At 50.3% G+C, this 25,067-nt stretch carries 21 protein-coding genes; 15 read left to right on the top strand and 6 right to left on the bottom strand.

The window, feature by feature from the left end:
* From ACJJI5_RS05370 to ACJJI5_RS05360, 3 genes are all read right to left on the bottom strand, one after another.
* Nucleotides 1–1,608 (bottom strand): S41 family peptidase, encoded by a 1,608-nt coding sequence (locus ACJJI5_RS05370; RefSeq protein WP_444925837.1) that lies wholly within the window; start codon nt 1,606–1,608, stop codon nt 1–3.
* A 213-nt stretch (nt 1,609–1,821) separates the two neighbouring features.
* Nucleotides 1,822–3,213 carry a Re/Si-specific NAD(P)(+) transhydrogenase subunit beta gene (gene pntB, locus ACJJI5_RS05365; RefSeq protein WP_444925838.1) on the bottom strand — a complete coding sequence of 464 codons (1,392 nt, stop codon included), beginning with the start codon at nt 3,211–3,213 and terminating at the stop codon, nt 1,822–1,824.
* A 15-nt stretch (nt 3,214–3,228) separates the two neighbouring features.
* Nucleotides 3,229–4,776, bottom strand: a complete 1,548-nt coding sequence (locus tag ACJJI5_RS05360; protein ID WP_445355733.1) for a Re/Si-specific NAD(P)(+) transhydrogenase subunit alpha — start codon at nt 4,774–4,776, stop codon at nt 3,229–3,231.
* Between the two features lie 773 nt (nt 4,777–5,549).
* Here ACJJI5_RS05360 and ACJJI5_RS05355 point away from each other — a divergent pair.
* The 7 genes from ACJJI5_RS05355 (at nt 5,550) to ACJJI5_RS05325 (ending at nt 16,728) form a co-directional block, all read left to right on the top strand.
* Nucleotides 5,550–6,137: an ANTAR domain-containing response regulator gene (locus ACJJI5_RS05355; RefSeq protein ID WP_413663235.1), complete on the top strand. Its 588-nt coding sequence runs from the start codon at nt 5,550–5,552 to the stop codon at nt 6,135–6,137.
* Between the two features lie 7 nt (nt 6,138–6,144).
* On the top strand, nt 6,145–7,209 hold the full coding sequence (locus ACJJI5_RS05350; protein WP_444925840.1) for a CmpA/NrtA family ABC transporter substrate-binding protein: 1,065 nt from the start codon (nt 6,145–6,147) through the stop codon (nt 7,207–7,209).
* Nucleotides 7,210–7,389: 180 nt separating this feature from the next.
* Nucleotides 7,390–8,853, top strand: coding sequence for a NarK family nitrate/nitrite MFS transporter (locus ACJJI5_RS05345; RefSeq protein ID WP_444907336.1), 1,464 nt, complete (start codon nt 7,390–7,392; stop codon nt 8,851–8,853).
* Nucleotides 8,843–10,624, top strand: a complete 1,782-nt coding sequence (locus ACJJI5_RS05340) for a bifunctional protein-serine/threonine kinase/phosphatase (RefSeq protein ID WP_444925841.1) — start codon at nt 8,843–8,845, stop codon at nt 10,622–10,624. Before ACJJI5_RS05345 ends, ACJJI5_RS05340 begins: the two co-directional genes overlap by 11 nt.
* A 270-nt stretch (nt 10,625–10,894) precedes the next feature.
* Entirely contained in the window at nt 10,895–13,432 is a 2,538-nt protein-coding gene (gene nirB / locus ACJJI5_RS05335; protein WP_445355732.1) for a nitrite reductase large subunit NirB, read from the top strand.
* Nucleotides 13,433–13,519: 87 nt separating this feature from the next.
* Nucleotides 13,520–13,966: a nitrite reductase small subunit NirD gene (gene nirD / locus ACJJI5_RS05330; RefSeq protein ID WP_444925843.1), complete on the top strand. Its 447-nt coding sequence runs from the start codon at nt 13,520–13,522 to the stop codon at nt 13,964–13,966.
* On the top strand, nt 13,966–16,728 hold the full coding sequence (locus tag ACJJI5_RS05325) for a nitrate reductase (protein WP_445355731.1): 2,763 nt from the start codon (nt 13,966–13,968) through the stop codon (nt 16,726–16,728). The genes nirD and ACJJI5_RS05325 overlap by 1 nt, the downstream gene beginning before the upstream one ends.
* 68 nt (nt 16,729–16,796) lie before the next feature.
* On the opposite strand, the gene ACJJI5_RS05320 is transcribed toward ACJJI5_RS05325, so the two are convergent.
* Nucleotides 16,797–17,729 carry a LysR family transcriptional regulator gene (locus tag ACJJI5_RS05320; protein ID WP_445355730.1) on the bottom strand — a complete coding sequence of 311 codons (933 nt, stop codon included), beginning with the start codon at nt 17,727–17,729 and terminating at the stop codon, nt 16,797–16,799.
* A 402-nt stretch (nt 17,730–18,131) separates the two neighbouring features.
* Here ACJJI5_RS05320 and ACJJI5_RS05315 point away from each other — a divergent pair, with 402 nt between their 5' ends.
* The 3 genes from ACJJI5_RS05315 to ACJJI5_RS05305 all read left to right on the top strand — a co-directional run bounded on the left by ACJJI5_RS05315 (nt 18,132) and on the right by ACJJI5_RS05305 (nt 20,037).
* Entirely contained in the window at nt 18,132–18,734 is a 603-nt protein-coding gene (locus tag ACJJI5_RS05315; RefSeq protein ID WP_445355729.1) for a LysE family translocator, read from the top strand.
* An 83-nt stretch (nt 18,735–18,817) separates the two neighbouring features.
* Complete coding sequence (locus ACJJI5_RS05310) at nt 18,818–19,231, top strand: VOC family protein (RefSeq protein ID WP_282931346.1); 414 nt, start codon at nt 18,818–18,820, stop codon at nt 19,229–19,231.
* A gap of 80 nt (nt 19,232–19,311) precedes the next feature.
* The gene (locus ACJJI5_RS05305; RefSeq protein WP_444915587.1) at nt 19,312–20,037 is read left to right on the top strand and encodes a dienelactone hydrolase family protein; all 726 of its coding nucleotides are present in this window, start codon (nt 19,312–19,314) and stop codon (nt 20,035–20,037) included.
* A gap of 93 nt (nt 20,038–20,130) precedes the next feature.
* Here ACJJI5_RS05305 and soxR read toward each other — a convergent pair whose 3' ends face one another.
* Nucleotides 20,131–20,619 (bottom strand): redox-sensitive transcriptional activator SoxR, encoded by a 489-nt coding sequence (gene soxR / locus ACJJI5_RS05300; RefSeq protein WP_282931344.1) that lies wholly within the window; start codon nt 20,617–20,619, stop codon nt 20,131–20,133.
* An 84-nt stretch (nt 20,620–20,703) separates the two neighbouring features.
* Between soxR and ACJJI5_RS05295 the strand changes: the two genes are divergently transcribed.
* The 5 genes from ACJJI5_RS05295 to ACJJI5_RS05275 all read left to right on the top strand — a co-directional run bounded on the left by ACJJI5_RS05295 (nt 20,704) and on the right by ACJJI5_RS05275 (nt 24,440).
* Nucleotides 20,704–20,859: a hypothetical protein gene (locus tag ACJJI5_RS05295; protein WP_413663245.1), complete on the top strand. Its 156-nt coding sequence runs from the start codon at nt 20,704–20,706 to the stop codon at nt 20,857–20,859.
* Between the two features lie 18 nt (nt 20,860–20,877).
* Nucleotides 20,878–22,101, top strand: a complete 1,224-nt coding sequence (locus ACJJI5_RS05290; RefSeq protein ID WP_445355728.1) for an MFS transporter — start codon at nt 20,878–20,880, stop codon at nt 22,099–22,101.
* Between the two features lie 92 nt (nt 22,102–22,193).
* Entirely contained in the window at nt 22,194–23,159 is a 966-nt protein-coding gene (locus tag ACJJI5_RS05285; RefSeq protein ID WP_413663247.1) for an ABC transporter ATP-binding protein, read from the top strand.
* Nucleotides 23,156–23,917 (top strand): ABC transporter permease, encoded by a 762-nt coding sequence (locus tag ACJJI5_RS05280; RefSeq protein WP_413663248.1) that lies wholly within the window; start codon nt 23,156–23,158, stop codon nt 23,915–23,917. The genes ACJJI5_RS05285 and ACJJI5_RS05280 overlap by 4 nt, the downstream gene beginning before the upstream one ends.
* Before the next feature lie 58 nt (nt 23,918–23,975).
* Nucleotides 23,976–24,440, top strand: coding sequence for a GFA family protein (locus tag ACJJI5_RS05275; RefSeq protein WP_445355727.1), 465 nt, complete (start codon nt 23,976–23,978; stop codon nt 24,438–24,440).
* Here ACJJI5_RS05275 and ACJJI5_RS05270 read toward each other — a convergent pair.
* Nucleotides 24,421–25,053 carry a TetR/AcrR family transcriptional regulator gene (locus tag ACJJI5_RS05270; RefSeq protein ID WP_445355726.1) on the bottom strand — a complete coding sequence of 211 codons (633 nt, stop codon included), beginning with the start codon at nt 25,051–25,053 and terminating at the stop codon, nt 24,421–24,423. The genes ACJJI5_RS05275 and ACJJI5_RS05270 overlap by 20 nt on opposite strands.
* Nucleotides 25,054–25,067: the final 14 nt, after the last annotated feature.

Here is a 25,067-nt window from a genome sequence, read left to right as displayed (position 1 = left end):
TTATTTCACCATTATGCGGTTACTGCGAGAGACTTCCTTGGTCACTCGTGCATTGAAAGCGGGGGCACCCTCGCTTTCATCGGAAATGGAGAATGCGCTAACGGCAATATCTCCACATTCGCCAGTCTCAATGTAATTCAATGCAGTGGCAAAGCGCGCCTCATTCACATCGCCCAGGGAATTATCAAAGTCGTCACCGATCACACACCCAGGCAAATCAGCATCAGTACCGTAATTACCATTGGGCACAAAGCCGTCGGAGTAATCACCAAAGCCTTTTGCATTTGCACCGGAGAATTGGATAGTAAAATAGGTGGTGCCGCAGTTATCCAGCGGATAAAAACCATAGGGCTTGCCGCAGGTGGTCTCACCAATCTGAATAACCTCGATATCAATGCCGCGCAAACCATTGATAATGGCCTCACTGGCGGAGCAGGTATTTTCACTGGTTAGGACAAACAGCCGCGATAAGTTCAAAGTCGGCAATTCTTTACCGAATAAAGATTCATCAATAATACCCAGTCCAGTTGAGTAAAATGGAGTCCCATCCAGCGGCGCCCCGGTAACAGGGTTTGTTTCCGGGTGTTGATCATTAAATTGGGACATTTCAAATATTTGTCCCGCAGTAATATCACCGGCAACCATATAGGCTAATTCCGCAGCGATACTGAGATAACCTCCACCGTTATAGCGCAGATCCAGAATCAAATCGTCAACAGACTCAGATTCGAGCTGAGTAACTGCATTAATCAACTCCGCTTCCGCTGTTGCAATATGATCATTAAACAACATATAACCAACTTTGCGCCCCGAATCCGTCACTTCAGTTTTGACATATTGAACAGGATCAGATTGCACCGGCGATGCTACCAAAGTGACAGTCTCAATCGCCGAGGAACCCAAAGGTCTTATTTCAAATACGTGGGACTCTCCAGCACTCTCCGGCCACATACCGTAATTTAAGGTATCAACATCATCGCCGTAAGCCAGATCAACGCCGTCCACGCTGATAACTTCTGCACCGCGGGTGATAATATCCGGCAGATTACCACCGTTTTCCTCATCCAGATAAGCGACTACCGCTTTACGTGGCGGCTGATCGGAAAGTAGGGCCCACTGGACACCATAACCTACATACACACCAGATTCAGTTTGTGAATACCACTCATCTGACGGAACCGTATAATGGAAGCGGTCCTTCTCTCGACCGGAGGGAGTTAGAGCGAAAGTTCTTAGCTCTTCGAAATAAGCTAAAGAATCATCAAAGTCGGCTGGATTTTGGTCATCAATCTCGTCGTACCACAAGTAGAGATCATTGCTCATTGAGCGCAGCCAATTATTCTCATCTTCGCGAGTACCCGCTACTTCTGTATATTTAGAGCCCGTAGCAGGGTTAGTACCACTGCGAGGAGCAACACATCGGCTCGCATAAGTTGAGGCGGGCAGGAAATTACCTTCTTCCCAAGTACCACCAACGGCTGTAGGCACCTCAGAGCCACCACCACTAACAGAGTCAGAGGCACCTCCGCCTCCCCCGCAGGCTGCCAAGCCTAAAGCTCCCAGAGTAACAACCCCTGCTAAAGCTAGCTTACGTAGACGGATTTCCATCCCCAAACTCCTATTAACCTTTTTATTAGTAAAGATATGTAAAGCGGTGGAGCCTACCACTATTTGAAAAAGGGTTCGATAACCAAGTTTTTCATCAAAAGAAATTGCTAAACCAAAATACAGAAAGGCCTGAAGCGGCACATCACAATTTGTACCCCACCAGGCCTTTCAGTACAAAATAGGTTAATTACTATTATTAACCCGAGTCAGCAACTAATTGCCGACTTTACCCAAAACCCCCTGCAAACTATCTTTTGCATCACCGAACAGCATACGTGAGTTTTCTTTGTAAAACAGCGGGTTAGCAACTCCCGCATACCCGGAAGCCATAGAGCGTTTGAGGATAACAACCTTACCCGCCTTCCAAACTTCCAAAACCGGCATACCCGCAATAGGCGAGCCCGGTTTTTCCACAGCATCCGGGTTTACTGTGTCGTTTGCACCGATCACCAAAACCAAGTCCGTTGTGGGGAAATCCGGATTAATCTCATCCATCTCCAGGACAATATCGTAGGGGACATTGGCCTCGGCCAAGAGAACATTCATATGTCCGGGGAGACGCCCCGCTACCGGGTGAATACCAAAGCGCACTGTTTTACCTGCCTTTCTCAAGCGATCGGTCAAGTCACTAACAGCCTGCTGGGCATGGGCTACCGCCATTCCGAATCCGGGAACAATAATGATACTGTCCGCCGCATCCAGTTCATCCGCAAGCTCCTGCTGATCAATGGCAATTACTTCACCATCGACTTCCTCATCGGAAACTTCACCACCATCAGAGCCAAATCCACCGAGAATAACGCTGATAAAAGAGCGATTCATTCCCCGGCACATGATGTAACTCAGGATGGCACCGGAAGAACCCACCAGGGCGCCCACTACAATTAACAGGTCATTGCCCAGCATAAATCCGGTAGCGGCAGCGGCCCAACCGGAGTAGCTGTTCAACATGGATATAACCACCGGCATATCAGCGCCGCCAATAGCCGCCACAAGGTGAATACCTAACAGCAATGCAATTGAGGTCATTATCAGCAAGTTAATAACCGTACCCGCATGCACATCTGCCGGTACAAACAACACACCCAGAACAATACAGGCCAAAATGGCAATCAAGTTAAGCCAGTGCCGGGCCGGTAGCATTAATGGTTTCCCGGAAACCAATCCCTGCAACTTACAAAAAGCAACCAAAGAACCGGTCAGGGTAATTGCCCCAATAAATACACCCAGGTATATCTCAGTGCTGTGGACAACATGAGCAGCCCCGTGTAACTCCACAACCGGATCGAGGAAACCGCCCCAACCAATTAATACCGCAGCCAAGCCGACGAAGCTATGTAGCAAAGCCACCATTTGTGGCATTTGAGTCATAGCCACACGCTTGGCCAGAGCCAAACCAATCACCGCACCGACGATCATGGCGATAGCGACCATCCAGTAAGCCCCGGCGGCCACTCCAGCAATAGTGGCGATAATGGCAACTGCCATTCCCACCATGCCGTAAATATTTCCCCTGCGCGCAGTTTCGTGACTGGATAAACCTCCCAGGCTCAAGATAAACATCACTGCGGAGAAGAGATAAGCCATTGCAATCATACCGTTCATCACTCTCTCCCCCCCTTACCGGCGAAACATTTTCAGCATACGGTAGGTCACAAAGAAACCACCGAATATATTAATACTGGCCACCAATACGCCAATGAAAGCAAGCAGGCTCACCAAACCCGAATTGGCAATCCCAAGCTGTACTAATGCACCAACAACCACAATGCCGGAAATTGCATTAGTAACACTCATTAGCGGAGTGTGTAGCGCATGGGTAACATTCCAAATCACTTGCCAGCCAACAAATATTGCCAGGACAAATACGGTAAAGTGCGAGACGAAATCAGGAGGTGCCACACGCCCCAACCACAACAATAAGATTGCCGCAATCGCCCAAAATGCAAAAATAGATACGGGAGATTTTCGTTTCTCAGCTTTCTCCTCAACAATTTTCACTTCTTCAGTAGCTTTCGCCGATGGCTTGGGCTGGGCAGAAATTTTTGGTGCGGGTGGAGGCCAGGTAATCTCACCGGATTTAACTACTGTGGCTCCACGAATCACTTCATCATCAAAATTGAGATTAATCTCACCATCTTTCTCTGGAGTCAGCTCCCCAAGCAGGTGAGCAAGGTTGGTTGAATACAGGCGCGAGGATTGTGCCGCTGCTCGACTGGGAAGATTGGTATAACCAAGAATAGTGACGCCGTTCTGCTCCACTTTTTCATGGGGCACTGTATAGTCACAGTTACCGCCCATTTCTGCCGCTAAATCCACAACGACAGAACCCTTAGGCATACTGTCAACCATATCAGCAAGCCATAATTTCGGAGCGGGTTTTCCCGGAATTAGGGCAGTAGTGATCACAATATCCACTTCTTTGGCCTGCTCGCGGAACAGCGCCATTTCAGCTTCGATAAATTCCTTGGACATCTCCTTGGCATAACCACCGGAGCCCGAGCCTTCTTCTTCAATTTCTACGGTAAGGAATTCAGCTCCCATGGATTCCACTTGCTCTCGCACTTCAGCACGGGTATCAAAGGCCCGCACTATGGCGCCCATACTTTTTGCCGTCCCTATCGCTGAGAGCCCCGCTACACCAGCGCCAATAACGAGTACTTTTGCCGGGGGAATTTTTCCTGCAGCTGTGATCTGCCCGGTAAAGAAGCGACCGAAATTGTGGGCAGCCTCCACAACCGCACGATAGCCGGCAATGTTTGCCATGGAGCTGAGCGCATCCATTTTTTGCGCGCGGGAAATTCTTGGAATCGACTCGACCGCTAGCGCATTGATATCGCGCTCGGCAAGCTTCTGTAGGAACTCGGCATTTTGTGCCGGCTTCAGAAAGGCGATCAGCGTAGCTCCTTTGGGAATCAGGGCCAACTCTTGATCAGTTGGTGCTTGTACTTTTAATACTATGCCCGCATCAGCCAGGCACTGTTGCATATCCTCACGGATTTCTGCACCGGCTTCAGCATAAGCTTCATCAGTAAAACTGGCCCTGTTACCAGCCCCCTTCTCCACCGCTACGGAAAAACCCAAATCGCGTAATCGTCTTACGCTATCGGGAGTCGCTGCAACACGTGCTTCTCCCTCTGCGGTCTCTCTAGGTATGGCTATAATCACCGCCGTGCCCCTCTTAGTTGATTTTATGAACTTACAGCTACATCTACCTCAAAAAGTATTGGATTGCCCAATTTATAAACAGATCGAGTGTAAACGTCGTCAAAGGGGATGAAAAGGGGGATAACCTGATAGCCGTAATTGGTGAAATTAATAAGACTATATATCCTAAATTGGCTATATAGACCTGAGAGAAATAAGCAAAAATTAGTCTCGCTCGAAACCTTTTCCCTGAAGTTAAATTGCTATTTGTTTATCCAAAATAAAAGGGATTTTCCTTTTTGAATGGCCTTACCGATCAATTCACTATGAATTTTCAATCCAAAAGAATCCCCACGGTAGAGCAAGCACCTGCAAATAAACAGAAACCACAAAAATTTAGGGGTAACTGACTATTTTTAATAACCAAAAATAGATCACCAAATACATCATGTTAGTTAAATATTATCGAAGAATACGGCTGCCACATTACGCTTATAACAAAAAATACCACGCCATATGACAGTCTATTCACACAAACCGCAAATGTGCAGATGATTTTGCCTTCGTAGTACCAAGTCACACTTTTCTGCCTGAAAAACATGTACTAGCCCCCTACTTGTGCAAAAAAAACAATATCCGCAGAATGTCGCACCAGGAAAAAGCAGTAACATCAGATTTATCTCATGGAATTAGAGAAATATATCCACTCCCCCACTCCTGCGTATTTGGCACAACTATTGATTAAAAGTTGGTAAAGCCCAATAAAAATTATTAGATGAGTGCCGCAGTAAATTGTGACTAATCCAAGCCCTGGAATCATGCTGGTCGATGACAATCCCGAGCGAGCTCACTTGGTTTGTGAGCGATTACGTGCTGCTGGCTACAGTATTCTTGCCCAGATCAATAGTGCTGAGGGACTTCTTTTCCAGGTGGAAAAATACCGTCCGGATATTGTGTTGATAGATATCGAATCCCCAGACAGGGATATCCTGGAAAGCCTGGCCATAGTTAATCGTGAGGCGCCGACTCCGGTGGCCATGTTTTCAAGTAGCGGCAACGCAGACTTCATTAGCCGCGCAGTCGACTCCGGGGTAAGCGCTTATATGGCCGAGGGAATGACCCCTGAGCGCGTGGCACCAGCGATAGAAATCGCTATGGCACAATTTAAACATTTCCAGCAATTGCGTCAGTCTCTCGAGCGTACCCAGCAGCAACTCACAGAGCGAAAAGCTATCGAGCGGGCCAAAGGGCTATTAATGGCCAAGAAGAACCTCAGTGAAGAGGATGCCCATAAGACCTTGCGCAATCTCGCGATGAACAGCAACTCAACCATCCATACAGTTGCCGAGCAAGTTATCCAATATTTTCAGAAAGAGCATTAGAGTACCGATGTCAGCCCTTCTGTGCCCGGAAAAAAAGACCATCAAACTGCTTTACCTGCGCCTGACCGACAGCGCACCGCTGATTGTCGCCAAGGAACTAGGCTACTTCCAAGAATATGGATTAAAAGTACAGCTGCAAAAAGAAACAAGCTGGGCCACCCTGCGAGACAAGTTAATTGCGCGCAAGGCAGATGCTGCAGCAATGCTCGCTCCTATGCCCCTGACACTGGAACAAGCTTTGCCCAATTGCCGCGAACGGTTATTGAGTGGGTTAATTCTCAGCTGCAACGGTAACGCTATTACCCTTTCCGCAGAATTATTTGAACGCCTGCAAAATTACTGCGAAGGTGACTCTCAAAGTGATATCGCCTTGGCACTTAAGCGCTATCTGCACGGCAATAAACACCCTCCTACTGTCAGACTCGCCACAGTTTATCCATTTTCAAGCCATAGCTTGCAATTAAGGTACTGGTTGCGCTCCGTCGATATCGACCCGGATCGGGATATAAAACTGGTGGTATTACCGCCTGAACAAATGCTGGAAAACCTCCACAGTGGCGTTATCGATGGCTATTGTGTAGGCGAACCCTGGAACTCCCTGGCCGCCCACAAAGGGTCCGGCGTGGTCATTGCAGCCTGTAATACACTGCTGCCAGCTATGCCGGAAAAAGTGCTGACAGTCACTGAAAGCTGGCACCAAGCCAACCCTGCAACCCACTTGGCCCTAAGGGCCGCTCTTCTCAAAGCCTGCACTTGGCTTGCCGCACGCGCAAACAGAGCCGAAGCTGCCAAGCTCTTGTCCCTGGGGCAATACCTCAACCTGCCTGAGGATCTGATTCAACGCTCTCTCAATGACCAGATTCTCTACCACCGAGACCGGGAAATCCTCGCCAATCCCGGCTGGCACCTCTTTGCCCATATTGATAACGACTGTGGGCGTCCAACTCAGGAAAAAGCACGGCAGCTACTGGAGATGTATTCAGATCTGGGGAGCTCGACACTTCGTGCAGCAGAAGCCTATCGTCCAGACCTCTACCGGCAAACGGTGGATTTCCTGCTCGCAAAAAAATAGTGGCACATTAATTGAATGGAAATAATTCGATGATGCAATTGCCTTCCCTCAGGCGCATCAGCGCGGTGAAGCGGTTGTTCGCCGAATATAACGGGCAACGAAGTCCATCGTCTGCAGTCAAGCGGCTGCAGCTTTGGGCTTTTTTTGTGCCTGCGGAATTAGCAAACAAAGGAAATGCGCATGTCCAGTGACTCACTCAATCTATTCTCGTTCCGCGGGAAGATAAAAGTGCTCCACCTAACCTGGGTGGCTTTCTTTATCACTTTCTTTGCCTGGTTTAACCACGCACCATTGTTAATGGCAATTGCGAAAAGCCTTTCATTAACACCAGACCAGGTCAAAACCCTACTTATTTTAAATGTGGCCCTGACAATTCCCGCGCGTATTGTGATAGGGATGCTCACTGATAAATATGGCCCCAGACTCACCTATTCGCTATTACTGGCAATCGGCAGTGTGCCTTGCTTTATTTTTGCCCTGGCAGACAATTTTGTGCAGGCAGCCATTGGCCGATTCCTTTTGGGCTTTATTGGTGCAGGTTTTGTCGTAGGTATCCGCATGGTATCCGAATGGTTCCCGGCTCGACAGCTGGGTACCGCAGAGGGTATTTACGGGGGATGGGGAAATTTTGGCTCAGCTGCAGCAGCCATGTCCCTGCCCACTATCGCCCTGTTTTTTGGCGGTGACGACGGCTGGCGCTATGCCATTGGCCTCACCGGCGCAATCGCACTGGTTTACAGCGTAGTTTATTACTTCTCTGTGACTGATACGCCCAAGGGATCAACCTATTTCAAACCCAAAAAAATTGGCGCTATGGAAGTCACCAGCCCCGGGGATTTTATCCTGCTTCTGGTGATGAAAGTGCCCATGTATGCGGCACTGGCTCTGCTAACCTGGAAATTATCCAGCGGCGTTGCATTAATATCCAACCTTACCGCCAACCTGATCTATGCAGGCCTGGTACTACTGTACCTTCTGGACGCGTATAAAACCTACAGTATTAACCGCGAAGTGCTCAGCAACCCACCCGCACCGGTACACCGCTATAAGTTTAAGCAAGTAGCTGTTTTGAACCTGCTCTACTTCGCGACTTTCGGTTCCGAATTGGCTGTGGTTTCTATGCTGCCCTTATTCTTCTCCGAGACCTTTACACTAGACCCGGTAAAAGCTGGCTTGCTGGCCTCCGCCTATGCCTTTATGAACCTCATGTCACGCCCTGCCGGCGGATTGATTAGCGACCGCTGGGGCCGCAAACCTACCCTGCTGATCCTCACCGCTGGCCTGGCTCTGGGTTACTTCACTATGAGCATGATCGATGCCGAGTGGCCCCTGTACCTGGCGGTCGCCGCTGCCATGGCCTGTTCCTTCTTTGTGCAAGCTGGTGAGGGCGCTGTATTCGCAGTGGTGCCCTTGATCAAACGCCGCCTAACCGGGCAGATTGCCGGCATGACTGGCGCCTACGGCAATGTCGGAGCCGTTTTCTATCTCACCGTTCTCAGCATGGTGTCTTACCAGACCTTTTTCCTGGTAATCTGCGCTACCGCATTGCTCGGCTTTGCCGCCCTGCTTCTACTGGAAGAACCGGAGGGACAAATGGCAGAAGTACACCCCGATGGCAGCGTATCCATGATCGATGTTGCCTAATAACGATCTACCCACTGCAGCGAGCACCAAAGAATCCGGGCTCGCTGCCAGTGACAGTTCGCAGGGCAATAAAGAAGATGCCCTGCAACTGTTCACTGCCTCCTGCACCGGACTTCGCCAACACAATGACGACGCCTGCGCAGTGCGGCTTCCCGAAGGCGCTGAATTACAGCGCCACGGCAGCCTTGCCGCAGTAGCCGACGGTGTTGCCAATGCAGAAGCCGGCGGTGAAGCAGCCCGCGCTGCCATCAATGGATTCTTTTCCGATTATTACAGCACCCCGCAAACCTGGTCGACAAAGCACGCTGTTGCGCGGGTTTTGCACTCGCTCAATAGCTGGCTGTTTCGACAAAGTGGTGGAAGTGCCGAAATTAAACGAGGTTGGTTGACCACTTTTTCTGCCGTTATTTTCAAAGGCACCAGCGCACATCTGGTCCACATCGGCGATTCCCGGATCTACCGGCTCCGCGACAGGAAATTAGAGTGCCTGAGTAGCGATCACAGCCACAGCCTTGGACCTGGACGCACGTTTTTGAGTCGCGCCCTGGGAATGGATGCCCATATTGAGGTGGACTACCGCTGTGAGGAATTACAGCCCGGGGATATATTCCTGGTGAGTAGCGATGGTATTCACGATTTTCTGCCTGAGACGGAGATGATTGAGCGATTGCTTAACTTTTCCAGCTCAACACCACAAGGGCTTATTGATGCTGCTCTGAAAGCGGGCTCCACCGATAACCTGACTGCTGTCACTTGCCGAGTAAATTATGTAGGGCTGCCCCAGTGCGATGAATTGGCCATGCGCAATCGCGAACTCCCGTTCGCACCTGATCTGTGCCCAGGCCAAAAGCTCGACAACTTTCTTGTTTTACAGGAATTACATGCCAGCAGTCGCAGCCATCTCTATCTTGCCCGGGACCTCAATACCGAAGCATTGCGAGTGATAAAAACTCCCTCGGTTAATTTCTGTGATGACCCCCACTACATCGAACGATTTGTTGCTGAGGAGTGGACCGGGCGACGAATCTCCCACCCAGGAATTATTAGGGTTTTCGCTCCGACCTCTGAAAGGCACTGCCTCTATCATATTCTCGAATACATCGAAGGACAGACTTTACGTCAGTGGATGCAATTACATCCACAACCTCAAATTCCCCAAGTGCGGGAGCTAATGGGACAACTGGTTAGTGCGTTGCGAAGTTTACAGCGGTTGGAGATCGTTCACGGCGATCTCAAGCCGGAGAATATTATGATGCGCAATGACGGGCGCTTGGTAATCATTGATCTCGGTGGTGCCGATGGCCCAGGGCTCCGAGAGCAATTACATCTCTCTGGTGAAACTGCACCCGGTAGTAAAAATTACGCAGCCCCGGAATTCTTTTTTGGGGATAGCGCCAGCCATCGATCAGACATCTTTTCCCTGGGAGTCATTGCTTATGAGTTGCTCACGGGCAAATATCCCTATCCCGAGCGCTTTGGCAGCTACCACTACCGTTTAAAGAGCTATAGCCAAATGCGCTTTACTCGCGCATCCGCACACCGCAAAGATATTCCCTACTGGATTGATAGCGCCCTACAAAAGGCTTGTGCTCCTGATCCTAAAAAGCGCTACAACGCATTGTCAGAATTTATCCAGGATCTGCAATCTCCCAGCCCAGATTTTAAAGCCCCCCAAAGCCGCCCCCTGCTAGAAAGAAATCCGGTTCTTGTCTGGCAGCTACTAACTTTAATTCTACTGCTCTCTCATCTGCTCTACTTCTTTTGGCGCTAATACATAAGATTTGAATAAGCACATTTACAGCGCAGAAAATTAATTAAATGCACCACTTTGTCGCAAAAATTGTGGACAATCAGGCCAAACCCCCTTTATTACTAAAAATAAAATTGGCATAGAGATTGAATGTATTTAATTACCAACAATTTATCCCCCCATTACGAGGCAACGGCGCCTGTACTCTTCGGCAGAAGAGGAGACGCCCTTGCCATTTCAGATGGGCCCTCTTCCTGCCGAGTAAAACGAATTGAGACGGCAGGATTGTAAATGAAGGCAAATGTTAAACCTCAAAAGCTGATTGTGATTGGCAACGGTATGGTCGGGCACCATTTCCTGGAACAGCTCGCCAACCATCAACATGCCAACCAGTTTGATATCACCATATTCTGTGCAGAGCCCCGTCCCGCTTATGACCGGGTCCACCTTTCCGAATACTTTGCCGGGCGCACAGCTGAAGACCTGTCCATGGGAGACCTGGAGCAGTATCAGCAGTGGGGTTTTAATATCCTGCTCAATGACAAGGTGGTGCAAATTGATCGAGACAATAAAACAATTACTGCGGCAAGTGGAGCCTGCCACTCTTACGATCAATTAATACTCGCCACTGGCTCCTACCCATTTGTCCCACCAATACCCGGACACCAACACCCGAGCTGCTTTGTATATCGAACCCTGGAAGATCTCGACTCCATTCGCTCGATTGCCGCCAACGCAAAAAGTGGTGTAGTTGTCGGTGGTGGCCTACTGGGCCTGGAAGCCGCCAATGCCCTGAGAGCCCTGGGACTTGAAGCCCACGTTGTCGAGTTCGCCCCAGGCCTTATGGCCACTCAACTGGATGAAGGTGGTTCAGCCCTATTAAGAACAAAAATTGAAGCACTCGGGGTTCAGGTACACACCAGTACCGCCACGGAATTGATTGAAGAAGTAGACGGCCGCCTGCGTATGCAGTTCAAGGGAGATAAAGAACTGCTTACCGATATGATTGTTTTCTCCGCAGGCATTCGCCCCCAGGATGAACTGGCAAAATCCAGCGGGCTGGAAGTTGGCGAACGCGGCGGGATCATAATTGACAGCAACTGCCGTACTTCAGACCCGAATATTTTCGCTATCGGCGAATGCGCGCTTTACGATCAGAAAATTTTTGGCCTGGTCGCTCCCGGTTACAGCATGGCGCGTACTGCTGTCGCTCAACTGACCGGTGGAGAGGAAAGCTTTAACGGTGCTGACATGAGCACCAAACTGAAACTCCTGGGCGTACAGGTCGGTTCTATTGGCGACGCCCATGGTCGCACCGACGGCGCTGCCGCTATTACTTTTGTAGACGAGCAGAGCGGCGTTTACAAACGTATGATCACCGATAGCGAGGGAAAAAAGCTCCTGGGCGCGGTAATGGTAGGAGATACGGATGACTACGATACCCTGCTGCAATATCACCTCAACGATATTGATCTGCCCGAACACCCGGAACAATTAATTTTACCGGCAACCGATGGCGCCGCTCCCGGGCTGGGTGCTGCTGCACTTCCCGCTTCGGCTACCGTGTGTTCCTGCCACAATGTAAGCAAAGGCCAAATTATCGACGCCGTTGCCGGAGGCTGCCACTCACTGGCTGATGTTAAGGATGCAACAAAAGCATCTACAGGTTGCGGTGGTTGCGCTGGGCTACTGAAAAATATTGTCGATGAAGAGCTAGCGGCGCTCGGCATGGAAGTGAACAATCACTTATGTGTGCACTTCCTCTTTTCCCGCCAGGAGTTATTCCACATTATCCAGGTGGAAGAAATTAAAACCTTTAGTGAATTATTAAGCAAACACGGTTCAGGGCGCGGCTGTGAAATTTGTAAACCTGCGGCCGCATCCATATTTGCCTCCCTGTGGAATGAACATATTCTGGAGCAGACTCACGTCGGCTTACAGGACACCAACGATACTTTTATGGCGAATATGCAGAAAAACGGTAGCTATTCTGTAGTTCCGCGTATTCCCGGCGGCGAGATCACACCGGAAAAATTAATAGTGATCGGTGAAGTGGCCAAACGCTACAATCTCTATACCAAAATTACCGGTGGCCAGCGTATCGACTTGTTTGGCGCGCGCCTGGAACAGCTACCGGAAATTTGGCGAGAGCTGATTGATGCCGGATTTGAAACCGGCCATGCCTACGGCAAATCCCTGCGCACAGTTAAGTCTTGTGTTGGCAGCACCTGGTGCCGCTTTGGGGTTCAGGACAGTGTTTCAATGGCCCTTCACGTAGAAAACCGTTACAAGGGACTGCGCTCTCCACACAAAATAAAAATGGCTGTTTCCGGCTGTACCCGTGAATGCGCTGAGGCTCAAAGCAAAGATGTCGGGGTTATCGCCACTGAAAAAGGTTGGAATCTATTTGTTTGTGGCAACGGCGGCATGCGCCCCCGCCATGCAGATTTGTTCGCCACCGACCTGGATGACGAAACTCTTATCCGTTATATCGACCGTTTCCTGATGTTCTATGTGCGCACCGCCGATAAATTACAGCGCACATCTGTGTGGCTGGAAAATCTTGACGGCGGCCTGGATTACCTGCGCGAAGTCATTATCGATGACAAGCTGGGGATTTGTGCTGAGCTTGAAGCCCAGATGGCCCGAGTAGTAGACACCTACCAGTGCGAATGGAAAACAGCCATTAACGATCCGGAAAAACTCAAGCGCTTCCGTCAATTCGTCAATAGCAACGAAACCGATGAAAAGATTGTTTTCGTTAAGGAGCGTGGACAACCGCGTCCGGCAACCACTGGCGAGCTAATGGAAACAGCCGAATCCGCCTAACGCTTCACCCGGCGGCGCAAGCCGTCGGTTATACCTTTATTAATAAATTGCTTTTGAATCCTTTCCATCCATTGTGAGGAAATTATTATGAGCCTGTCTGCCCTGCAAGAAACTCCCTCAAATTCAGTTGCCATAACCCACCCCCAATGGTCTCCAATCTGTCAGCGATCAGATTTGGTCACCAACTCTGGGGTATGTGCGCTTTGGGGCGATACCTCCATATACCCAATGGAGGCTTTGAATACAGTGACTAAAACTGTCTATCAAAGAAGCATCGCCCTGTTTTTTTTACCCGACCAGGAACAACAGCTTTATGCCGTTGACAACTGGGACCCAATCGCACAAGCTGGTGTGATTGCAAGAGGAATTATTGCGGAACTGGAAGGGGAATTAACCATTGCTTCCCCTCTGTATAAAAACCATTTCCGCCTTAGCGATGGAGTCTGCATGGAAGACAGCGATATCAAGCTTGCCACCTACCCACTGGCATTTAGTGGGGACACGGTTTACATCGGCAACAATAAGCTACAGTAATGGCAGTACAGGAATTTCTGAGCGCGCACCGCTCCTGCACTACCTGCCCCTATTGTGGTGTCGGTTGTGGGGTTTCGGTTAACAGGGAAGAGCGCGCAAATACTACAGCGATTACTGTTAGTGGCGACTCCCAGCATCCTTCAAATTTCGGCAAATTGTGCGTTAAAGGTTCTGCGCTCGGCGAAACGCTGGGCGAACACGGCCGTCTCCTGCACCCTCGCCTGCACGGAAAAGATTGTGACTGGGATACCGCGCTGTCTTATATGGCCGATGCCTTTAAGCAGACAATTCGCGACCATGGCCCTGACTCTGTAGCTTTTTATCTGTCCGGTCAGCTTCTCACCGAAGACTATTATGTGGCCAACAAGTTAATGAAGGGATTTATTGGCTCTGCCAATATTGATACCAATTCCCGGCTTTGTATGGCCTCTGCGGTGGTGGGATATAAACGCGCATTTGGTGCCGATGCGGTTCCCTGTTCCTATGAGGATCTGGAACAGGCTGAACTTATCGTGCTTGTCGGTTCCAATGCAGCCTGGACACATCCGATCTTATTCCAGCGAATGCAGGCAGGTGCTGCAAAGCTTATCGTTATCGACCCCCGTGGCAGCGCTACCAGTGAAATGGCAGATCTGCACCTGGCAATTAAACCCGGCACTGATGCTGCACTATTCAATGGACTGCTGCGTTTTCTCAGCCGGCACTATTATCTAGATACCGACTATATAAAAAATCATACACAGGGATTTGCCGATACCTTAGCTGCGGCTCAAGACTGGTCACCGGAATTAACTGCGGCTACCTGTGGCATATCTATCGAAAAACTATTGGAATTTTTTCAGGCATTTGCAGCAACAGAGAAGACCATTAGTTTTTATTCCATGGGAATCAATCAGTCCAGCAGCGGCACTGATAAAAACAACGCAATCATAAACTGCCATTTAGCCACCGGACGCGTGGGCAAAATTGGTGCAGGACCATTTTCTATTACCGGTCAACCCAACGCGATGGGTGGACGCGAGGTGGGCGGGCTTGCCAATACCCTCGCTGCGCATATGGAGTTTAACGAGCAGGATATTGACCGGGTATCACGATTCTGGAATTCCGATCAAGTTGCTACCAAGCCGGGAATGAAGGCTGTGGATATGTTCCGCGCGGTAGAAAGCGGAAAAATCAAAGCCATTTGGATTATGGCTACCAACCCCGCTGTCAGTATGCCCGAAGCCGATAGAGTCAAAGCTGCACTACAGAAATGCCCGCTGGTTATTGTCTCCGACTGCATTGCCAATACCGATACCGCTCGCTGTGCCGATTTGCTACTTCCTGCAACGGGCTGGGGAGAAAAAAACGGCACTGTCACCAATGCAGAACGACGTATCTCTCGGCAGCGTGGATTTTTATCCCCTGCGGGAGAAGCTCGCCACGACTGGCAAGCCCTGTGCGGGCTGGCCCAACATCTGGGCTATGGGGATCAGTTTAATTATTCACACCCCGCCGATATTTTTCGTGAGCACGCCCAGCTTTCCGGCTTCGAAAACCATGGTTCCAGGGCTTTTAATATCTCCGCACTCGCCAATATCAATCGCAGTGAATACGATGCATTGGTCCCGGTACAGTGGCCGGTCAATCAGGAGCACCCGGCTGGGTGCAAACGCTTATTCACCAGTGGACAGTTTTTTACCCCGGACAAGCGTGCGCGCTTTATCCCCATAGCGCCGCAGCCTCCGGAACAGCAGATCAGTGACGACTATCCCATATGGCTCAATACTGGCCGTATGCGCGACCAGTGGCATACCATGACCCGAACCGGGCGGGTAAGGAAATTACTCGATCACAGCGAACTGCCGGAAATACAAATAAACCCCAAGGATGCCGCTCGCTTCCAAATTAAAGATGGGGAATTAGTTCGGTTAAACAGCGTCTCATCTAAAATGGTCGGCCGCGCCGCCCTCAACGGAGGACAAAAAAGAGGGGAGATCTTTGCCCCCATTCACTGGAGCGAAACCTTCTCACAGGATTCCAAGCCCAGTGCCCTAGCGGACTCCAGTATTGATCCCTATTCCGGCCAACCAGAATTCAAACAGGTTCCCGTCAGTGTCAGTCCCCTGGCAGCTGAATACTTTGCCACAATGATCTGTGCCGAAGAGACTGCCGATAGAGTATGGGATTGGTTACAGCAGTCCAACGACAGCAGTATCCTGCACTGGTATCGAGTCCCCTTGGAAAATGGCTTTCGCTATGAAATTGCCGCGAACCAACTTATCCACGGGCGGGATCTGGCATCCAAGATAATGAACGACCAGCCCCAATTGTTCTGGCAGGAATTGGTTACCCCTAAAAGTCAGCGCTGGATCGCCTACGATAATAGCTTAAAGCTGCTGATTTTCTCTGGTAGAAACTGGCACCAATTACCCAGCCGACAGCACCTGGAAAACTACCTGGCCACTCCCCTGCCTGAATCACCGGGGCAACTGCTTCATCCCATAAAGCCCGGTGTGAAGATGATTTGTACCTGCCTCCAGGTTTCCCGGCCACAGATAGAGGAGGCCATCGCCCAAGGCATTAACACCGTCGAAGCACTGGGAGAAACCCTTGGCTGCGGTACCAGCTGCGGTTCCTGCAAACCAGAAATTTCCAGCATTATTCGCACAGTTAACGCCTCTGAAGACACATCCATGGAGTCAACTCCGGTAAAGCAAGATCCGGTAGAAATAAGCAGTAATGCCCGAATAAATATGGTTCAGGAATTTATTCCGCAGTAAGGTTTTAAATTCCCCCATGAATAAAAGAACCTCTGCCCGCAAGTGACCAACCTTGACGGCAGAGGCCTCTACCGAGCTATTGAGAACCTTCCGGGACAATCAACCGCTTCTGCAGCTAGCTTTTGCGTTAAATCGCGAGGATGGCAGGCAGCAAGCTGGGTATCACTATCGGCCAAATAATCAATCAGTTTCTGTATAGGACCTTCGGAGACTCCGTTTGAAGGTCTAACTGCATAGGCGGGTAAATTCGGAAGCTGCCAGTCTGGCAATAATTCTTGTACATCATCCTGTGCACTTATTAGAAATCTAGGTGGCGCCGATAGTCCCAGGCCGCAGCTCGTTAATCGATAAGCCGCTTCAACACTGTCGACAGTCGCTACCGGAGCGTAGCTAACTTCATATTCGCCCTGCTGCCGATGCAGAAATCGCCGGTGATTGGGCCGCATTGTCAGCCCAATCCAGGGCCAAACTGCAAGGTCGCGAGGATGACTCGGAAAACCATAACGATCCAGCATATCGCCACTGGCAATTAACACCCGCTCTAGTTCAAATATCTTACGCGCTTTCAAATTGCTGTCAGGCATATTACCCAGACGAATTGCCAAGTCGAAACCACCGCCAATTACATCCTCGTGCTGGTCGCTGCATTGAATTTGTAAATGAATACCCAGATCCCGCCGGACAAAGCCCACTATTTTGCTCAGCAAGCGGCTGTGGATCAAAACGGCGGGGATTGCAATTTTAAGCCGACTGATACTGCGTTCCTCTCGCGCTTTGTATTCTCCGAGACCATCGGCGTACAAATCCAATATCTTCTGTGCCGTTTTATAAATCTTTTCCCCATCTTCGGTCAGGGACAACTTGCGGGTATTGCGATACAAGAGTGCAACGCCAAGACTTTCCTCCAACCTCGCCACATAGGAACTAACGCTGGCGACAGAAATATCCAGTTCCGAAGAAGCGCCTCTAAAAGAGCCGCTTTCCACAACCTTGGCAAACACCAGTAAATAGCGAATATCCTTTAGTACAATAGCAACTCCCTATGAATTCTCTAAAGGTACTTCTGGGTCAACAGGAAAGGATACACCGCTCTCGCGAAGATCTGTGAATATATTGTTGTTAGCGCCTAATCGGCATCCAGTCTCATGCAGCACACTCGTCCATACTTACTATTGGGGTGGAAGGAAAGAATACACCGCACTCGAGACACGCAGTAAATACATCCCTGTAAGCTCCTAATCGGCATCCATGCCTCATAGGGTCCCGAGCGCAGTGTATTCTTTCCTTCTCCCTTTTTAGTAAGTAAATTTTTATAAACAATATATTTCAGTTTTAAGTATCTAATCATTTTCCTACCAGGCCATTAAAGTCTCCAAACAATTGATAACTGCCAGGAGCAGCGAATGTCACTACTTCTTGCTATGTTTGGGTTTTCCCTGGCTATGTCCATTACACCGGGGCCGGTGAATATGGTTATCATTTCCTCTGGGGTGAATTATGGATTTATCCGCACTTTGCCCTTTGTATCAGGAGCCACAATAGGCTTTACACTGTTACTTGCAGCTATAGGCCTTGGGCTCTATCAGGTAATAGAAATTTATCCCCAGTTACTACGATATGTTGCGATACCAGGATCAATTTTTGTGGCCTATATCGGCTACCAAACAGCGGTTGCACCTACTGATCATGCGGGTATTGAGCGGATTCAGGAGCCACGTTTCTATCAAGGATTTTTATTGCAATGGCTTAACCCAAAGGCCTGGATCGCCTGCCTTTCTGGAGTGGCTATTTTCTCCAGCAGCGATAACCACAGCAATTTACTCTCATTCACCCTGATTTACTTTCTGGTTTGCTACATCTCATTAAGTATTTGGGCTATTGCCGGGGATCGGGCTCGCTTACTATTAGAGAGTCAATACCGGCGCAAAATATTTAACAGATCCATGGGGAGCCTTCTGATTATTTGCGCTACCTACCTTCTCTACAGCCAGACTTTTACAGATTAACTAAAAAATCTCTAACATTTAATTCACTCGACAACTACCTTAGGGTCCACCTAGTCTTAGTAAAAACTAAGCTTGGGCCGCCTATGATTAAGCTCCACCATATTGACCATATTGTATTGCGTGTCCAATCTCTAAAACCCATGCTCGACTTTTACCAAAATATTCTTGGATGCAGCATTGTGCGCCAACGGGACGATATTGGCCTCTACCAACTCCGCGCAGGCACTTGCATGATAGATTTAGTGCCAGTTGATAAACCTATAGGCCAGAGAGGGGGAGCAGCACCAGGAAAGGAAGGGCGGAACCTGGATCATTTTTGCTTCCGGGTTGAACCCTTTAATCCGGAGAGTATCCAGGCCTTTTTAGCACAGGAACAGGTAAAGTTTTCGCCAGCAGAAGAGCGCTTTGGCGCCGATGGAATTGGCCTGTCAATTTACATCTCAGATCCCGAAGACAATGTGATTGAGCTGAAAGGGCCACCCACTGGCAACAACTGAAGTTTGTGCCACGCTTGCGGAGTAGCCGGGCCCTTACCGGTTTCTCAATGACTCTTTCTCGATCAGCCAGGCGACTCACTATGGAAGCGGAAGTAATTGACTACACCGTAAACGGGGATACTTTTTGCGGATATCTCGCATGGGATGAAAATATCAGTGACAAACGGCCGGGGGTTTTACTGGTACACGAATGGTGGGGTCACAATGCCTTTGTGCGCGAGCAGGCGGAGAAACTGGCCAACTGCGGCTACCTCGCTTTTGCAGTGGATATGTTTGGCGCAGGCAAACAGACCGATGATCCACAAGAGGCACAACAGTTCAGGGATGAAGCCCTGAAGGACCCGGTGGCCCTTGAAGCGCGCTTCCGCACAGCATTATCACTGCTCCAGCAGCGGCCCCAGGCAGACCCGGACCAGGTCGCAGCTCAGGGCTATTGTTTTGGCGGCGGAGTCGTACTCGCTATGGCTCGAGTCGGCGTGGACTTGCGCGGCGTAGTCAGTTACCACGGGGCACTGGCAAGAAGTACCCCCGCACAAAACAAACCTATTAATGCTGAAATACAGGTCTACACCGGCGGCGCCGATGTGATGGTTCCACCGGACCAGGTCGGCCAGTTTGTTACTGAGATGCAGGAATCCGAAGCCAAATTAACTCTGGTCAGTTACCCGGGGGTCCTACACGGATTTACCAACCCCTGTGCAACAGACCGGGGAGAAAAGTTCGGCCTGCCGCTGGCCTATAACCGTGAAGCCGCTGAAGACGCCTGGCGGGGAACACTGGCGTTTTACGAGAAGATTTTCTCCTGAGGTGAGCGCCGAAAAACCGCTATCAGCCTTTTAGCAGTGATAAAAGTACGCCTTGGGGGTTGGTAGCAGTACTCGTGTATTGCTACCACTTTCCTATTCGGTCAAATCCAAATAGCGAGCTCCCCCTCCCTGCTCCGCAGCTTCATCCCCGGGATTCCGTAAAGGGCATTTCTGCATAGACAAACAACCGCAGCCAATACATCCCTCAAGGTCATCGCGCAACTTGGTTAACTGCTGGATACGCTGATCCAACTCTTCACGCCAGTGAGAAGAGAGTGATGACCAATCCCCCGCATTGGGCGTGCGTTTATTGGGAAGCTCCCCGAAAGCCTCGCGTATTTCCGACAGTGGAATCCCGGTGCTCTGGGCCACCTTGATAATGGCCACTCGGCGCAATACATCCCGCGAGTAACGCCTTTGATTTCCGGAGGTCCGCCAGCTGGCAATCAGGCCTTTGCTTTCATAGAAATGCAGGGCGCTGACTGCCACGCCGCTGCGCTCGGCCACCTCGCCAACAGTCAGCTCCCGCTTGATTTGCTTTGACTTTACCGCTCCTTTTTCGGCCGATTCTTCAGCTGCCATAAAAATGCCCACCAACCATTGACCTAAACATTAGTTGAGGTTTTACACTGCTGCACAACCTAATGCAAGCGAGGGAGAAAAGTGATGGAAAAGCACCAAGCAAACGGCGTTGCGCAACCAGTCGGTCAAGCCAACCCAAACCTGTTCTTACTACTAGTGGCAGCTGCAAGCCTGAACCCCAAATTTGCTACTGAAATACGCGAGTCTGGAGATACCGCGAAGAGAAACCCTGGGACCTAGAAGCAGCGACTAATAATCATGAAGCACACGACCAGCGGGATACCGTCTCAGAGCCGTATCACATTACTGTGTCTGGCAGCACTCACTATCATGTCGGGGGCCACTGTAGCCCCGTCACTACCTGCACTGCAGCAGTATTTCTCAGGGACACCCAATAGTGATTTGTGGAGCCGACTGGTAGTGACCCTGCCCGCTTTGAGCATCGCCCTCTGCGCTCCATTAGCAGGCTGGATTGCTGATCGCCATGGCCGCCTGCAATTATTGAAAGCAGCCCTGGTACTCTATGGACTATCCGGTCTACTAGCCCTATTTCAGGATAGTCTCGCAGGTATCCTGACTAGCCGCTTACTATTGGGAGTTGCCGTGGCCGGAACAATGACCTCGGTAACAGCCCTGGTGGGGGATTATTTCAGCCGGGAGCAACGCCTAACTTATTTGAGCCAGCAGAGTACTTTTATCAGTATCGGTGGGGTCGTATTTCTAACCCTGGGCGGACTACTGGCCAGCTTACATTGGCGCGCCCCCTTCGCAATTTACTTGTTGGCCTTACTACTAGTTCCAGCAGTTAAAATTTTCCTTTGGGAGCCCATGCGAGTAAGGCCTTTCAAGCACAGAGACCCCAAAAAAGAAAAGCAGGATAACCCGCTTGCATTTTATGCACTACTGGCGGCGGCAACTTTAAATAGCCTGGCTTTTACCCTGATTCCAACTCAGATCCCTTTTTACTTGCGCGAGATAGAAATCTCCTCACCCAGCCTTATTGCTATGGCTATCGCCTCCAGTAATGTTATGGGAGCCATCGCCTCATTATTGATTTACCGGCGAGCCCGGAATCGACTGGGAGTGCTCGGCGTTTTTGTCGCAAGCTTTACTATTATGGCCGCCAGCTTTGGGCTGCTCGCCGGCGCTGAAAACCTGACGGAAATAGTTGCTTTTATTGCCCTCTACGGACTTGGAATGGGTACCCTGATACCACATATCTTTTCTACGGCTCTCGAATCTGCTCCGGAGTCAAAAAGAGGGAAAACTGCGGGATTTCTGACGACTGGAATTTTTCTTGGGCAATTTATTTCGCCTTTCATCAGCCAGCCCTGGATTGATAAAATGGGATATTCCAGTGCATTCTCATCCATGGCTTTAATTTTGATGTTCGCCGCCTCCAGCGCAGCTTTGATATACATCATTAAAATTAAAAAAGAATTCTCATTGGCATATACTTCCGGGCTGGGATCGGGAAACTGATCCGACAGGAAAGGTATTCCTCCTTTCTGCCCGATAAATCCACCTGACAACACACAGCCAAAGCCGTACGGTAATTTTGGCAAGGAGAAAAAGTGGAATCGATTATTTCCATCAAAGGCTTGGGAAAAACCTATGCCGAGGGGTTTACCGCCCTGAAGAATATCGACCTGGAAATTCAGCGGGGAGAACTCTTTGCCTTGCTCGGCCCCAATGGCGCGGGCAAGACAACCATGATCAGTATTATCTGCGGCATCGTAAATCCAAGCTGCGGTGAGGTCACTGTCAATGGTTACAATATTCAGCGGGACTATCGCAATGCCCGCAATGAGATTGGTCTGGTGCCCCAGGAGATATCCACCGATGCCTTTGAAACCGTTTGGGCGGCAGTGAAATTCAGCCGCGGTCTATTCGGCAAGGCTCCCAATCCCGCCTATCTGGAGAAAATTCTACGGCAGCTATCCCTATGGGAGAAAAAAGATAACAAAATTATTACACTTTCAGGAGGAATGAAGCGCCGACTGATGATCGCCAAAGCGCTATCCCACGAGCCCAATGTGCTCTTCCTCGACGAACCCACCGCCGGGGTCGATGTGGAGCTACGCCAGGATATGTGGCAAATGGTGCGCGAACTGAAAGAGTCGGGAGTAACCGTTATCCTCACCACCCACTATATCGAAGAGGCCGAGGAAATGGCCGATCGTGTCGGTGTTATCAATCACGGCCAACTGGTTCTGGTTGAGGAGAAAAATGCACTGATGAAGAAAATGGGGGAGAAAGAACTCAGCCTGCAACTGCCCACACCACTGCAACAAATTCCAGAGAGTCTCGCTGACCTGCCACTCAGTCTCAGCAGCGATGGCAGCCAGTTGGTTTATCGCTTTGATATCAAAAGCGAAGACACTGGTCTTGCGGAATTTCTGCGCCGTTTAAATGCCGCCAATATTGAATTCCGCGATTTACACACCCGGGAAAGCTCCCTGGAGGAAATTTTCGTCAACTTGGTTCACGGTGCCCGCCTTGAACGGGAAGAGCAGCTCAGCAAGGAGGCACAGGCATGAATTGGTATGGAATTGGCGCCATCTATAAGTTTGAGATGGCCCGCACCTGGCGTACCCTGATGCAGAGCATCGCCTCACCGGTGCTCTCCACATCTCTCTATTTTATTGTGTTTGGTGCGGCGATTGGATCGCGTATGGGGGATATCGACGGGGTCAGCTATGGGGCCTTTATCATTCCAGGATTGGTAATGCTGGCACTGCTCAGCGAGAGCATTTCCAACGCCTCTTTCGGAATATTTTTCCCCAAATTTTCCGGCACCATTTATGAAGTACTGTCCGCTCCCATATCCTCATTCGAAATCGTCACCGGATATGTGGGTGCCGCAGCGACAAAGTCCATTTTATTGGGGCTGTTGATATTGCTGACCGCTCGCTTCTTTGTGGATTACGAAATTGTACACCCCTGGTGGATGCTGACATTCCTCGCGCTGACTGCCGTCACTTTTAGCCTGTTTGGATTTATTATCGGAGTTTGGGCCGATGACTTTCAGAAGCTGCAAGTTATTCCGCTGATGATTATAACGCCTCTCACTTTTCTCGGCGGTGCATTTTATTCGATCAGTATGCTGCCGGAAATGTGGCAAAAAATTACCTTGTTCAACCCGGTAGTTTATTTGATCAGCGGCTTCCGCTGGGCTTTTTACGGCGTAGCCGATGTTAACCTGGGGCTGAGTATCGGCATGACCTTGCTCTTTCTGGTGCTGTGTCTCACCACCGTCTGGTGGATTTTCCGCACCGGATACCGCATCAAAACCTGATTCTTCCCCCACGCCGCTGTGCCAACCTTAGTAAAGGCGGTACAGCGGTGGACTTAGCATGGTGGAGGAATATCACGAAGGGGGCTGCGTTTGCGGGCAACTGCGCTTTCGCGCCCTCGGCTCCCCTCGCCGGGTCAGCCTGTGCTCTTGTCAGTGGTGTAAAAAGCGCAGCGGTAGCCCCATCGGCTTATCGGTCTACTTCAAAAAGAAACAAATAGCTTTTCTTCAGGGCCATTTGCAAACCCACACTCTTTACTCCGATGCCGGTCGCTGGATAAAGAGCCAGTTCTGCCCCGATTGCGGCAGCACGCTCACCTGGACACTGGAATTCCTACCCGAATATCGGGGCTTTGGCGGCGGCGCCTTTGATGCACCGGAATTTATTTATCCCGAGCGCTATGTTTACAGCCGCAACAAACCTGAGTGGATCCAGGTCGCCAGTGATATTGTCCTGTGCCCCGCGATGGCGGAGCAGCCCAAGAATACAGGCAATAATTCCGGCGCTAGTGGTGGGCACACATAAAGGTTCTCACCGCCTTTTGTACGCGCTCACGACGCTCTTCCGGCGTCGACATTTGCCGACAGCCGATCAACACCCTCATATGATGGCAGCCCAGCAATAGGCCGATAAAGTCTTCCGCCGCCACAACGGGATCATCCACCGTTAACATCTGCAGCTGATTGGCGCGGCGCAGTAGCTGCTCTATCTCCCCCAAAATCCGCTGGGGACCTGCGTCAAAAAATAGCTGGGCCATTTCCGACTCCTGGGATGCCAGGGCACACAAAAGGCGTAACAGACGCACGCTATCCTCGCTCTCCACCATCCCCATAAAAGCGTCGCCAATACGCTCCAGGACCTGCTCTACCGATTCCCCCTCTTCTAAAGCAAAGATGGGCAGGGGCATCATCATTTCGCAGCGAGAGGCAATAGCGGCGCTAAAGAGCGTCTCCTTATCGGAGAAGTGGCTGTAGACCGTAAGTTTGGATACTCCCGCAGCCGAGGCCACCGCATCCACGCTGGTAGCGGCAAAACCGTGGGATAAAAACAGGTCCCGGGCGGCATCCAGAATGGCTTGGCGTTTCACCGGATCCTTGGGGCGACCGCGCTGGGCGGCCGTCTGGGTCTGCTCAGACATAGCTCTCCATATAC

This window comes from Microbulbifer maximicatervae (SeqCode), from assembly GCF_052467955.1.
The sequence above is the reverse complement of the archived record's forward strand: the minus strand, read 5'-3'. Positions and strand labels throughout refer to the sequence as shown.